The sequence below is a fragment of the Bradyrhizobium sp. USDA 4449 genome (assembly GCF_054056275.1).
This window is the reverse complement of the sequence record NZ_JBSRYD010000001.1, coordinates 7,167,806-7,180,424: the sequence shown is the minus strand read 5'-3', so window position 1 is coordinate 7,180,424 and position 12,619 is coordinate 7,167,806. Positions and strand designations below refer to the sequence as shown.

11 protein-coding genes are annotated in these 12,619 nt (G+C 58.3%); 7 read left to right on the top strand and 4 right to left on the bottom strand.

The annotated features are described in order from the left end of the window. Positions 1-3: 3 nt before the first annotated feature. The 4 genes from ACVIIW_RS33860 to ACVIIW_RS33845 all read right to left on the bottom strand — a co-directional run bounded on the left by ACVIIW_RS33860 (position 4) and on the right by ACVIIW_RS33845 (position 3,968). A complete protein-coding gene (locus ACVIIW_RS33860; protein WP_456704672.1) occupies positions 4-795 on the bottom strand; it encodes a class I SAM-dependent methyltransferase in 792 nt (263 codons plus the stop codon). Beyond that, positions 792-1,985, bottom strand: a complete 1,194-nt coding sequence (locus tag ACVIIW_RS33855) for a CgeB family protein (protein ID WP_456704671.1) — start codon at positions 1,983-1,985, stop codon at positions 792-794. Before ACVIIW_RS33855 ends, ACVIIW_RS33860 begins: the two co-directional genes overlap by 4 nt. Before the next feature lie 3 nt (positions 1,986-1,988). Then, a complete protein-coding gene (gene rfbB / locus ACVIIW_RS33850) occupies positions 1,989-3,101 on the bottom strand; it encodes a dTDP-glucose 4,6-dehydratase (protein WP_456704670.1) in 1,113 nt (370 codons plus the stop codon). Positions 3,102-3,500: 399 nt separating this feature from the next. Further along, positions 3,501-3,968, bottom strand: coding sequence for a hypothetical protein (locus ACVIIW_RS33845; RefSeq protein WP_456704669.1), 468 nt, complete (start codon positions 3,966-3,968; stop codon positions 3,501-3,503). Positions 3,969-4,281: 313 nt separating this feature from the next. On the opposite strand from ACVIIW_RS33845, the gene ACVIIW_RS33840 reads away from it, so the two are divergent. The 7 genes from ACVIIW_RS33840 (at position 4,282) to ACVIIW_RS33810 (ending at position 12,608) form a co-directional block, all read left to right on the top strand. After that, on the top strand, positions 4,282-5,343 hold the full coding sequence (locus tag ACVIIW_RS33840; RefSeq protein WP_456704668.1) for a Gfo/Idh/MocA family protein: 1,062 nt from the start codon (positions 4,282-4,284) through the stop codon (positions 5,341-5,343). Continuing rightward, positions 5,340-5,816 carry an acyltransferase gene (locus tag ACVIIW_RS33835; RefSeq protein WP_456704667.1) on the top strand — a complete coding sequence of 159 codons (477 nt, stop codon included), beginning with the start codon at positions 5,340-5,342 and terminating at the stop codon, positions 5,814-5,816. The genes ACVIIW_RS33840 and ACVIIW_RS33835 overlap by 4 nt, the downstream gene beginning before the upstream one ends. Beyond that, entirely contained in the window at positions 5,816-6,919 is a 1,104-nt protein-coding gene (locus tag ACVIIW_RS33830; RefSeq protein WP_456704666.1) for a DegT/DnrJ/EryC1/StrS family aminotransferase, read from the top strand. The genes ACVIIW_RS33835 and ACVIIW_RS33830 overlap by 1 nt, the downstream gene beginning before the upstream one ends. Positions 6,920-7,445: 526 nt before the next feature. After that, on the top strand, positions 7,446-8,882 hold the full coding sequence (locus ACVIIW_RS33825; protein ID WP_456704665.1) for an MBOAT family O-acyltransferase: 1,437 nt from the start codon (positions 7,446-7,448) through the stop codon (positions 8,880-8,882). Further along, positions 8,882-9,973 carry a hypothetical protein gene (locus ACVIIW_RS33820; RefSeq protein WP_456704664.1) on the top strand — a complete coding sequence of 364 codons (1,092 nt, stop codon included), beginning with the start codon at positions 8,882-8,884 and terminating at the stop codon, positions 9,971-9,973. Before ACVIIW_RS33825 ends, ACVIIW_RS33820 begins: the two co-directional genes overlap by 1 nt. A 395-nt stretch (positions 9,974-10,368) precedes the next feature. Then, positions 10,369-11,664 carry a glycosyltransferase family 4 protein gene (locus ACVIIW_RS33815; protein ID WP_456704663.1) on the top strand — a complete coding sequence of 432 codons (1,296 nt, stop codon included), beginning with the start codon at positions 10,369-10,371 and terminating at the stop codon, positions 11,662-11,664. 5 nt (positions 11,665-11,669) lie between these two features. Beyond that, entirely contained in the window at positions 11,670-12,608 is a 939-nt protein-coding gene (locus ACVIIW_RS33810; protein WP_456704662.1) for an NAD-dependent epimerase/dehydratase family protein, read from the top strand. The last annotated feature ends 11 nt before the right edge of the window (positions 12,609-12,619 follow it).

Genomic DNA, 12,619 nt, shown 5'->3' with positions numbered 1-12,619 from the left:
TTGTCAGACCTTCGCGAACAGATAGGTCTCCATGATCGAATGGCGTCCGGTCACTTTGACGACGTCGTAGGGGATCGACCTCCAGGTCGATTTCAGGCTCATGCCGGCCTGCTCGCACCAGGCCATGAGCTCCTTCTTGGAGAAGATGATCTCTACGACGGGTGCGCCATAGGCGTATTTCTGTAGGAACACCGTCGGGGCCTCATCGGAGGCGAAGACGGGCACGGTGTGTAGGATGCAATACGGCGCGACCCGCGCAGCTTCGCGGATCGCAGCTTCGTAGTCGAGGATATGCATCAATGACACGCCATTGAACGCGATATCGAAGCTCGCATCGCCGTAGGTCAGCCGGGTGGCGTCACCAACCTCGAAGGATTCCGCCGGATAGTTCGCGCGCGCCCGCGCGATCATGGCGCCGGAATAGTCCAGCCCGGTATATTGGACGCCTCCACTCACCAGAGTGCTGAAGACTTCCGAATAGTAACCGCTTCCGCAGCCGACCTCGAGCAGCCGCGGATTGTTCAATCCGACGGCAGCGACGGCTTGGGCAGCCACGGTGAAATCCAGGCGCGGCTCGCCGTGCCGCATGTCTGCGATCAAGCTTCGATAGGCACTCTCTTGCCGTTGCACGGTTCGCGCCTGCAACCATCCGCCTGACAAGGCCTGGAGGCGGCGAGCCTCGTCGCGGCTGCCGAGGACGCGATAGTCGGTCGAGGTCAAAATGTGCCGGCGCAGAATGGGAGTCGCATTCACGACTTTCTTGCCGAGAAATCGGACAGCACGGCGAAGATTCATAGCGATGTCCCGGTTTGGCTGAGGAAGCCGAGTATCTCGCGGGTCCGGCGGCGATAGGTGTGCTCCCGCAAGGTCTTTGCCTGTCCCGCCTGCGCGATCGCAGCGCGGCCCGCGGGATCACAGAGATATCGTTCGATGGTCTTCAGGCAGCCATCGATGGTGCGCCATGTTGCGACCTCGCGATCGGGTTCGAACAGGGTATGGAGGTTGTCCTTGAAGTCGGTAAGCAGGAATGTCCCCATGCCGGTCGCCTCGAACAAGCGCATGTTCCCGGCCTCCCGGCCGGCGAGGTCGATGTGCGAATTCAACGTGATCTTCGATCGCCGCAACACCTGATACATGTCGGCGCCCCAGACCTCGCCCTGGAAGCAGGCGTGCAAGGGCGAGGATGCAGCAAGTGTTCGCGGCAACGTGCCCCACAATTTGAGATCATAGTGTCGCGCCACGGCCTCGAGCAGCGTGATCCGCTGGCGGTGATCATCGGAAATCGTTCCGACGAATGACACGTCGACGGAAGCCTCGACCGGTGCCGGAAGGCGTTCCAGCACGACCGGGTCGAAGGCCAGATGGTTGACCTCGGCGCGACTGCCGCGTTTGCGGAACCACTCCACCGTCGTCGGCAATTGCGAAATCATCAGATCGTACGCGGCCCAGTCGTCGCCGGGGGACGGCTGGATCCCGACCTGTCCCACGATAAATGGGTTGCACAACGCCTTGATGCGGTGAATCAGCCGCGCGTCGACGTGGAAGGCGTCCTGATTGAGAATGAGATCGGGGCGGAAGTCCTCGATCTGCGCGAGCAGGATGCGTTCGCTCTGTGAGTCGAGGCGCGGGCTGAGGCCCACGCGCCGCGCCAGTGGACGCAGCAACGGCTTGAAGGGCACCGCCGCCCGCTGCAGCCAGCCGGGGAGCCGCAGTACCTTGCTGGACGCGATTTCGGCAGATGCCTCGATGGCCATGCCGCGTTCGCGTGCCCAGGCCGATTGCAGATAGGAATTGTTGACGTGGATCTCCGCCGCAGTATGGCCGAGTTCGGCGAAGTTGCGCGAGTAGAAATCGGCGACGCCGAACAGGGTCGCGTTCCTCGCCGACATCTGGTCCACGTAGGAGGCCTCGGACAAGGCAGGGTCGCGCCGGTACAGCCACGCCAGGAAGCGCGGGTAGTCGGCGTTGAGTATCAAAATGCGCATCCGCTAGACCGCGATCCGGAAGCTGTAATTCTTGTCGAGCCAAGCCTTGTAGCCGCCGCTTACGATCTCGTCCCACCAGCTCTGGTGGTCGAGGTACCAGTGGACGGTCTGATCAAGGCCGGCCTCGAAGGTGATGCTGCAGCTTTCGCCGAGTTCGTTTGCGAGCTTGCGCGCATCTATGGCGTAGCGGTGGTCGTGGCCGGGCCGGTCCGTGACATATCGGATCAGCGAGCGGCAGGATTGGTTAGTCGCCGCCGGGCATGACGGAAAGCGCGGGGCCAGCGCCGGACTTCCGGCAAACGCGCGGTCGATCAGATCGCAGATCGTGCCGACGACATCGCGATTGTTCCGCTCGCTGCCGCCGCCGACATTGTAAGTCTCGCCCAGAGATCCCCGCTCGACGACCGTCATCAGCGCCCGACAGTGCTCGGACACGTGCAGCCAGTCGCGAATGTTCGACCCATCCCCGTAGATCGGCAGCGGCTTGCCCTCCAGCGCATGGATGATCATCAGGGGAATCAGTTTTTCCGGGTGCTGATATGGACCGTAATTGTTCGAGCAATTGGTGATCAGCGCGGGTAGCCCGTAAGTCATCACGAAGGAGCGGACGAGATGGTCACTGGCCGCCTTGCTGGCGGCATAGGGCGAATTCGGACGATAGGGCGTGGACTCAGAGAAGGGCGGGGCGGTCGATTCGAGCGATCCATAGACCTCGTCGGTCGAGATGTGGAGGAAGCGCGCATGCCGCATCGTGTCGGGGGCGCGCCAGGCATCGAGGGCCGCCTTGAGCAGGGTGAACGTGCCGAGCACGTTGGTCTGGAGGAACGCCTCGGGATCGACGATGGAACGGTCGACGTGGGATTCCGCGGCCAGATGCAGCACGCGATCGAACTTGTGCTCGTCAAACTGTGCGCGCACCAGACCCGCATCCCTGATGTCGCCCTTGACGAAGACGATGCCGCCGTTCGCGATCAGCGGTTCGAGGCTGCGGATGTTGGCCGCATATGTCATCGCATCCATGACGACCAGCCGGTCGTCCGGGCGAGCCGCCCGCCACGCATGCACCAGATTTTGGCCGATGAACCCGGCCCCTCCAGTGATTAGAACGTTATGCATGCGACACCTCGACGATTAGCATTGGTTTTCTCAACGTGCAGGCGCCGGAGCCTTCGCTCGGTCCGACTGGGCGGCGAAAGCCGGCCTCGGCGTAAAGTACCAGAGAATGAAGATGATCAGGGCCCCGTTTGACAGCAGGTTCGTGGCCAATTGTACGTTCAGGAGCACCTGGCTCAACAATCCCCCCGACAGAATGACGAATCTCGGAGGCAGGTCGGCCGAGGCCCGGTTTCCGAGAGAGATGACGAGCCCGTAGGCCGCCGCCGCGACCGGCGCCGCAAGGGGCCCAACGGATGCGATGCCCTCGATGGCAAACAGTGATGCGTTCAGGTTCCCGAGCTCCGGTCGAGCATCTTCCCGTAGTCAACAATCTGTCGATCCACTCCATCGCTGATCCGCTTAAGCAGCGCCGTCCGCAAGGCCGCGGCTTCGCGCACGAGGTCGCTGCGCTTCCTCTTCCACGATCTGATCGATGACCTTCTGATGGAACGCTTTCGCTTCTTCGGCAGCGGCGGGATCGACGTTGGTCTGGATGGTCACGGTCTGGCCGATGCTGTCGGCCGACGAATTCTGGAGTGCGCCCAGCGTCGATAGTTGCGCGCTGTTCTTGGCCAGTGCCCCAAGGGCGGCCGGCACATAGACCGCCGGTATGCGCTTTGCGAGCAGTTCCGGCGATTCGATCGGCTCCTCCCTTCCATTAACGGAGAAGGTTCCGATCTCGATTGCGGACCGAATGAGCGAACGGGGCTGGACAAAAATGAATATAGCCGCGGCCAAGAGAACGAAGGCGATCCCCGCGACAGATAGGCAAGTGACGCGAAACGACTGAAGTGTTTCCAGAATCGTGGTAGTAGCTTTGTCGGTCATGCCGTTGAACTTAGCTTGAAATCTCTCAGTCTTTGGACTGGTTCGCTGACTGTTAGGCGAAATGACTGTCCAAGTCCATTCTTGGAGTTTTCGCGCCCCCCGAGGCTCGCGGTTCTCATTTCAGACTTGAGTGGCAGGCCCAGGACGGGTGACAGGTTGAAGCAATCGACCTCGGAGAAATCGGTCGGGTTGTCACCCCGCCAGAGGGGTCCCAATTGGCTTGATCTAAAAGAGCTTTTGCGTATAGACGTCTATGCTGCGACGGGTGGATAGACGTCCAGATCTCGGCCTGCGTGATCAGGGAGAAGGTTTCATGCTCAGATTCGGCTTGCTCGGTTGCGGACGTATCTCCAAACGGCACTCGGATCTGCTTGGCTCCAATCAGATCGAAAATGCCAAGCTGGTCTCGGTTTGCGATCCGGTCCGCGAGCGCGCCGACGCTGTTGCGACGAAATTCGGAATACCCGCAGACTACGACATCGAGACGTTCCTTGCCAGGAAGGACATCGACGTCGTCACCGTGCTGACACCGAGCGGCATGCATCCCCAGCATGCGATCGCCTGTGCGAAGGCGGGTAAGCACGTGGTCGTCGAAAAGCCAATGGCGCTTCGGCTCCAGGATGCCGACGAAATGATCCGGGCCTGCGACCAGGCCGGCGTGAAGCTGTTCGTGGTCAAGCAAAACCGCTTCAACGTGCCGGTGGTCAAGGCCCGCGAGGCTCTCGACGCCGGTCGCTTCGGCAAGCTAGTGCTCGGAACGGTCCGGGTGCGGTGGTGCCGTGACCAGCTCTATTACGACCAGGACGCCTGGCGCGGCACTTGGGCCTATGACGGCGGCGTGCTCACGAACCAGGCGAGCCACCACATCGACATGCTGGAGTGGTTCTTCGGCGACGTCGTCAGCGTGCACGCCCGCGCCACGACGGCGCTCGTGAACATCGAAACCGAGGATACCGCAGTTGCAACGCTGAAATTCCGCAACGGCGCGCTGGGCATCATCGAGGCGACGACGGCGGTTCGTCCGAAGGATCTCGAAGGCTCGCTCTCGATCCTCGGCGAAAAGGGCGCGGTCGAGATCGCCGGCTTCGCCGTCAACCAAATCAGGCACTGGCGCTTCGTCGACGAGCTTCCGAGCGACAAGGAGGTCGTCGAGAAGTTTTCGGTCAATCCGCCGAACGTCTACGGATTTGGCCATCAGGCCTATTACGAGCACGTGGTAGATTGCCTGCTGCACGAGCGCGCCGCACTGGTCGACGGTCTCCAGGGCCGAAAGAGCCTGGAACTGATTTCGGCGCTTTACGAATCGATCGAAACCGGCAACGAGGTCGCGCTTCGTTTCGAACCGCGCAGGAGCCGACTCGGGCTGACCGTATGAATATGCCGGAAGTACATCGGGTCGGCGTACGCGAGGACGTCAGATTCGGCGCCGGGGTTAAGCTGGTCGAGCCCTGCAACCTCTACGGTTGCGTCATCGGCGACGGCTGCTTCATCGGACCCTTCACCGAGATCCAGAAGGACGTGGCGATCGGGGCGCACACCCGCGTGCAGTCGCACGCCTTCATCTGCGAGCTCGTGACCATTGGCGACGACTGCTTCGTGGGTCACGGCGTGATGTTCGTCAACGATACGTTCGCAACGGGCGGCCCGGCCCGTGGACGCAAGGAGCTGTGGCGCACGACCGTCATCGGAGACCGCGTTTCGATCGGCTCTAACGCGACCATCCTGCCGGTCCGGATCGCGAGTGATGTCGTGATCGGGGCAGGCGCGGTCGTTACGAAAGATATCACCGAGCCCGGCACCTATGCCGGCAATCCCGCGCGCCGCATGGCGCTGCGCAAGGAGGCTTGATGCGAGTACCATTCGCCGATCTGCACCTTCAGTACCAGAACCTGAAGTCCGAGATTGACGGCGCAATCGCGGCCGTCATCCGCGACAGCGCCTTCATTCGCGGGCCGTTCGTTGACGCGTTCGAGGCGGAGTTCGCCAAGGCCGCCGACGCGAAGCATTGCATTTCCTGCGCGAACGGCACGGACGCGCTCTACCTAGCAATGGTCGCGCTCGGGGTGAAGCCGGGCGACGAAGTGATCACGACGGCGCATTCCTGGATCTCGACATCCGCGATGATCACTCATTCCGGCGCCAAGGTCGTGTTCTGCGATACCGACGATGCCACCTTCACGATCGATCCGGTCGCGATCGAGCGGGCGATCACGCCCCGCACCGTCGGCATCATTCCGGTGCATCTGTACGGCCAGCCAGCCGACATGGACGCAATCATGGCGATCGCGCGGAAGTACAAATTGTGGGTGATTGAGGACTGCGCGCAGGCTCACCTGGCGCGTTACAAGGGCCAACTCATTGGCACGTTCGGCGCGGCCGCGACCTATTCGTTCTACCCGGGCAAAAATCTCGGCGCGATGGGCGACGCCGGCGCGGTGGTCACGAACGACTCCGCCCTGGCCCAGCACATGACCAAGCTCGCCCGTCATGGCGGCTTGGTGAAGCACAAGCACGACATCGAGGGCATCAACAGCCGCCTGGACGGCATGCAGGCGGCGATTCTCTCGGCCAAGCTGCCGCATCTGGCGGCCTGGACCGAAGCCCGACAAAAGGCCGCTGCGATCTATGACGCCGGCCTGAAGCAGATCGAGAATCTCGACGTGCCGCAGGTCGCGTCCGGCCGTACGCATGTCTATCATCTCTACACCGTCAAGCATCCGAAGCGCGACGCGCTGGCGACCTACCTCAACTTGAACGGCGTGCAGACGGCAATCAACTACCCGACGGCGTTGCCGTTGCTGCCGGCCTACGGCCGCTACGAGCACAAGTCGGAGCAGTTTCCAAACGCCTCTCGCAACCAGCACTTGATCTTGTCGCTGCCGATGTTCGCCGAGATCACCCGCGAACAGCAGGACTATGTCGTCGCTCTGATCCGCAAGTTTGAGGGCTAGGCATGATCCGGAAATGTGTGAAACGGTTTTCCGCCCGAGGCTCTTGGCACCACCATACCGACAACGGTATCGCGGCATTGTCGTGTATGACCCTGACCCTCAAACTACTAGTGGCTCCGAACGACGTCACCTACTGCGCGTCGTCGGTGTGAAAAGCTGCATCGCCAGCCTATTAGATTGGTGTCCTAAGTTGTCGCGGCGAGCCGCCAGGCAGCAACGTTAGCGGCTTGGTGGCAGTGTTCACAAGCAAGGGTTTCTTGGAGAAGGCGGCCGGCGGCGCAACTTGTTGGCCGGCGAAGCTACCATCGCAAAATTTGGGCAGGTTACGCGACGGGTCGGTGTCAGCACCCAACGAAGCCAGAGCTATTCGTTCCAGTTGCGCCAACCTGTCCGTTGACACCTGATGTAATAACGTCATTTCGAAATGTAACGACGCCGCTGTTTACAGTTCACGCAGGTTGTTGGGAAGTTGTGGTCTAACAACTTCTGTGCTTTGGCTTTTTCTGCCGCGCCTGAGAATCGTCCGATGCTTTTCAATTCCTATTCCTTCATCTTCCTGTTCCTTCCGGTCGTTTGGCTAGGGTATTTTGCCCTGGGCCGCAGCCGTAATTTGGCACCTGTGGTCTGGCTGGCGCTGGGCTCGTTGGCTTTTTATGCGATTGGCGGTTGGCAGTTCGTGCCGTTGCTATTGGCCTCGATCGCCTTCAATTACACCGTTGGTTATCTCCTGATCGCAATCAAACTGCGTCCCGCGCAGCGCTTTGCCGTACTCACGGTGGGCGTCGCCGGCGATCTATTGGTGCTCGGCGTCTTCAAATATGCGGGATTTTTCGCCGCCAATCTCAACGTGCTGTTCTCGGCCCACGTCGTCGTCGATGTCGTGCTGCCGGTCGGAATTTCCTTCTACACTTTCACCCAAATCGCTTTTCTGGTCGATGCCTATGGCGGGCAGGTCGCCCGCTACGCCCTGCCGCATTATGCGCTGTTCGTCACCTATTTCCCGCACCTGATTGCGGGACCGATCCTGCACCACAAGGACATGATCCCGCAGTTCGAGCGCGCCGAGACCAAGCGCGCGGACCTGCATCTGATCCTGTGCGGGCTGATAATCTTTGCCATTGGCCTGTTCAAGAAGACGTGCCTCGCCGACGGCATTCAGCCGCTGGTCGCGCAGGCGTTCGCTCCCGGCGCGCCGACCTTTGCCCAGGCCTGGATCGGCGTCTTGGCCTACACCTTCCAGCTTTACTTCGATTTCTCCGGCTATTCCGATATGGCGATCGGCCTGTCGCTGATGTTCGGCATCTTCCTGCCGCTGAATTTCAACTCGCCCTACAAGGCCACGTCCATCATCGATTTCTGGCGGCGCTGGCATATGACGTTGTCCCGGTTCCTGCGCGACTATCTTTACGTCCCACTCGGCGGCAACCGCCACGGGCGCGTCCTGCGTTACGTCAATCTCTTGATTACCATGCTGCTGGGCGGCCTCTGGCATGGCGCGGCGTGGACCTTCGTCGTCTGGGGCGCGCTGCACGGCGTCTATCTCTGCATTAATCACGCCTGGAGCAATTTTGGTCCTAAGGCGCCGCCACGCTTGGCGCTTCTTGCCGATGGTGCAAGCTTAATCTTGACATTCCTGGCCGTCGTCATCGCGTGGGTTTTCTTCCGCGCCCCGGACCTAGCGACCGCGCTCCATGTACTGTCGAAAATGGCCGATACCGGCACTATTGCCTTTAGCCGCATAGAAATGGCCCACGCGCTGTTCGTCGCGATATACGCCGTGCTGGCCTTGTTCGCTCCTAACACGCAGCAGATCATGGCCTATGACCACGAAAATCGAACCGTCGGAGCGAAGTTGCTGGGCAAGCCTATCGGACGACTACCCCTTTATGCTACTGCCGCTGCGCTCGCATTTGGTATTCTCGGAATTCAGCAGCACAGTGAATTTATCTATTTCAGGTTTTGATGAGCGTAGCCGCTAGCAATTTGAGGCGATTTCTCTGCGCAACTGCAATGGTCGCCGGCCTAGTTGCGTGTCTTAACTTTGCTGTTGATCCGCTCCAACTATTTCACCGAGCGCGTATCTTTCCGGCGATGTACTCAAGTGACGATAGGATGCAGGCGGCCGGGCTTATCGAGAGTCAGGAGTTCGACGCTGTTTTTATGGGCACATCTTTGGCCGTTCACTACCGGGCGAGCGAAATTAGCAGAACGTTGGGCGTGCGAGCGGTCAAGTTGGCTATGTCAGGATCGACGTCGAAGGAACAAAGCTTTGTGCTGAAAGCGGCGTTGGCGAAGAAGCCAAAGCTAGTCATCTGGCAGTTGGATGACTGGATATTCCGTAACGGACCGGACATCGATCAATACATGCCCACGGATTATTACAGGCGTAATCTCAAGGGACTTTTGAGCTATCTATTTAGCCTCAGCATGGCCCGCGAGTCCCTCGGAATTGCAGCGCGTGCCACAAGAGTGTTGGAAAGATTGGTGCTTCCGCTTACTTGGATTCAGGTGCTGAAATTTAATAACGATATTGCGGACGACATCAATACACTTCCATCTTATTTCAATATTCGTGGCACTTATAATTCGCGCAATGCATTGGCTTCGTTTGCCCACTACAAGGAGCACCCAAAGGAAATTTCAGTGGGCTATGACTACGGCATAATGGTGCGCAATTTTGAATCGGACGCGGTCGCGTTAATTGAAGCCAACCCAAACACGCAATTCAGGCTCTACTTCACTCCCTATTCGATCCTACATTTCGTTGCCATGAGAGAGTTTTCTTCAGCGACGCTTGAACTAACTTACCAGCTTGATGCCTACATCGCTCAACGATTGACGCAATTGCCGAATGTCGTGCTATATGATTTTCGTACAGCGAAGACTATTACCCACAATCTTGATAACTATTTGGATATTGCTCACCACTCACCAGAAATCGACGCTGAAGTGCTTCGTCGCCTTGCTGCTGGTAGTGATCGAGTTTTGCCTGAAGACCCTCTGAGAAGCCTAGAAGAACTCAAACGACAGGTGAGCGAATATAACCCGCCGTGAATGCACAGTAGAGCCTCAGCGCGCTGACCAGCAAGTTCAATCACTTAAAGCGCCCTTGAAGGATCTTGAGTTACTTCTTGCGACGGAGTTCAACCGGCTGCTACAAACGACCGGCATGAACCGAGCTAAGCTGTGGAACTCTGGCCATGATCTACGTTCTGATAACTGCGTGTCTGGGCCTTGTGGGTTCATACTGCTACTGGGCTGGTTTCCAGAATGGACGTGACGAAGGGATCAAGCAAGTCGGAGAGCTCTGGCCGATCGATTTGGATACTAAGGGCCACTCCGCGCAACGACCAAAAACTTGATAAAGGGCCGCTTTCGACGTTGTCATCTTACGCCATGGGCTCGTCCCGAATCGGTCAAGCTGCTAATTCGCCGAAAGCTTTGTTTTCATGGTTGAATTAGTTTCCGAGGGCGATGATCGAGCTCAGCCGAGTTCGATCGTTGCCAAGAATGCTGGCTTGGGATCGATGACACTCACGAAGAAAATCGTTTTGGCGACGCAGCACTATCCGCCGGACCAAAGCACAACAGCCGCAATAATGTGTGAGATTGCATCTGCTTTGGCGATCAAGCATGAGGTGCGGGTGCTTTCGGGTAGTGGTTCGAACTCGACGTGCTCGCCATCAGGGTTCGGCCACCCCGTCGTAATCAGCATAGATAATCGAATGTCGCCGAAGTCCGCGCTGATCCGGCGAGGAGTCAATGAATTCCTGTTCGCGTGCCGCATGTTTTTCGCTCTGGCGCAGCAGTTACGTGCAGGAGATGTCGTGATCAGTGTAACGGCTCCTTTTGTTTTGCCTTATGCAGTCGTCGCGGCAGCGTGGCTGAAGCGCGCCCGGTCGATAATCATTATGCACGATCTATTCCCTGAGGTTCTTATTGCGGCCGGCATTATCAAGCCGAATTCTTTGGTTGTCATGGCGATCCGGAGTGCCAATAAACTGCTGTTCCGCTTAGTGAGCGCAGTAGTCACGATCGGACGTGATGCAGAGCGTCCTCTGATGCGCTATCCCACAATGATGCAAAGCAAGATAAAGCTGATTCCTAATTGGTGTACTCTACATCCGCGCCACCGGCCCATTACCGCCGAGAACGTTTTTCGGAGCCCAATTTCGACTCGGTTTGTCGTGGGATTGTCCGGCAACTTGGGCTTCACCCATGATCCGAAAATTGTGTTCGAGGCTGCCCGGTTACTGCTGAAGGAATCAAAAATCCACTTTTTGCTCTCGGGTTGGGGGGCTGGTTTCGAACAATTACGGCTCCTCCAGGCGGAAGCGAATCTACCGAACATCACCCTACTGGAGCGGGTCGAAGATGCTCAATTGGAGGAGCTCCTTGCCGCTGCTGATATTTGGGTGATTCCCTACCGAAAGCATGTTGCGGGTATGTCCGTGCCGAGTCGGTTCTACAATCTACTAGCCATCGGACGGCCAGTTATTTTAGTTTCGGAGCCCGAAACTGAGGCGGCGTTAACTCTCCTGGAGAACAAGGTGGGGCTGGTAGTTGCGCCTGAAGACGCACCTTCATTGGCTACCGCAATTCTCACAGCTTGGAGATCCGATGATAATTTGATCGGAGAGCGCGCGGTTGAGCTAGCGCGGAAGTTCAGCAAAGAGTCCGCGTTAGCTGCATACATGAGAGTAGTAGATGAGCTGTGGGATGCAGCGGAACTACAACTTAATTAGAAACAATGAAAAAGCAGATTGTACTCGTAACGGGCGCAAATGGGTTTATTGGGCGCAGCTTGGTGCCGGTTCTTGAAACGCGGGGATATCTCGTTCGCCGTGCAGTCCGTACTAGCCCGGCGCTGGAGAACGACATAGCGGTCGGTTCGATCGGACCTACAACCAATTGGGAAACCGCTATGGCTGGAGTAGAGGCCGTCGTCCACTTGGCGGCCCGGGTCCACCATCCGAACGAGGAGCACGCCGCAGAGTTATACAAAGCAGTAAATACAGAAGGTACTCTGCATTTGGCGCGGAATGCCGCCCGCGCGAACGTGCGAAAATTTGTTTTCCTGAGCACCATCCTTGTGAACGGAAGCTGCACCGACGGTCGAGCTCCATTCACTGAGAACGATCAATTCTGCCCCCGTGGTGTTTACGGCCAGTCCAAGGCTGAGGCTGAATTGGGTCTTCGACCGCTCGCGGCAGAAACCCGAATGAGCGTGTCTATTGTCCGCCCCCCCCTCGTATATGGACGCGAGGCAGTCGGCAACTTCCGCCAATTGGTTAAGGCGATCAGATTTAGAATTCCACTTCCCCTTGGCCTTGTCAACAACCGAAGATCTTTTGTCAGTGTTCAGAACCTCGCGTCCTTTATTTCGGCGTTGATCGAGCTCGAGCCACATAGCCCGTACAAAACGTACCTTCTCGCAGACGCTGAACAGTTATCAATTTCGGCGTTTATTGGGCGAATGGGAAACGCCATGAACAAGTCGCCCATTCTGCTGCCCGTTCCATTCAAATTCCTGGAATTAGCAGTCAAGATCGCCAAACCGGAACTGCGTGACAGTCTCTTGGGTTCAATGGAGATCGATACTTCGGCAGCTCGATCGATCGGATGGAACGCTCCTCTCAGTATGGATGAGGGCCTGAGGCTGGCCCTTGGCGGCCCCACTTTGTTCTGAAACTTCAACTA

Excerpts from the sequence above, each read along its gene's own strand:
- ACVIIW_RS33825 (WP_456704665.1), top strand. The coding sequence starts at position 7,446 with ATGCTTTTCAATTCCTATTCCTTCATCTTCCTGTTCCTTCCGGTCGTT.
- ACVIIW_RS33820 (WP_456704664.1), top strand. The coding sequence starts at position 8,882 with ATGAGCGTAGCCGCTAGCAATTTGAGGCGATTTCTCTGCGCAACTGCA.
- rfbB (WP_456704670.1), bottom strand. The coding sequence starts at position 3,101 with ATGCATAACGTTCTAATCACTGGAGGGGCCGGGTTCATCGGCCAAAAT.
- ACVIIW_RS33815 (WP_456704663.1), top strand. The coding sequence starts at position 10,369 with ATGGTTGAATTAGTTTCCGAGGGCGATGATCGAGCTCAGCCGAGTTCG.
- ACVIIW_RS33855 (WP_456704671.1), bottom strand. The coding sequence starts at position 1,985 with ATGCGCATTTTGATACTCAACGCCGACTACCCGCGCTTCCTGGCGTGG.
- ACVIIW_RS33845 (WP_456704669.1), bottom strand. The coding sequence starts at position 3,968 with ATGACCGACAAAGCTACTACCACGATTCTGGAAACACTTCAGTCGTTT.
- ACVIIW_RS33835 (WP_456704667.1), top strand. The coding sequence starts at position 5,340 with ATGAATATGCCGGAAGTACATCGGGTCGGCGTACGCGAGGACGTCAGA.
- ACVIIW_RS33860 (WP_456704672.1), bottom strand. The coding sequence starts at position 795 with ATGAATCTTCGCCGTGCTGTCCGATTTCTCGGCAAGAAAGTCGTGAAT.
- ACVIIW_RS33810 (WP_456704662.1), top strand. The coding sequence starts at position 11,670 with ATGAAAAAGCAGATTGTACTCGTAACGGGCGCAAATGGGTTTATTGGG.
- ACVIIW_RS33830 (WP_456704666.1), top strand. The coding sequence starts at position 5,816 with ATGCGAGTACCATTCGCCGATCTGCACCTTCAGTACCAGAACCTGAAG.
- ACVIIW_RS33840 (WP_456704668.1), top strand. The coding sequence starts at position 4,282 with ATGCTCAGATTCGGCTTGCTCGGTTGCGGACGTATCTCCAAACGGCAC.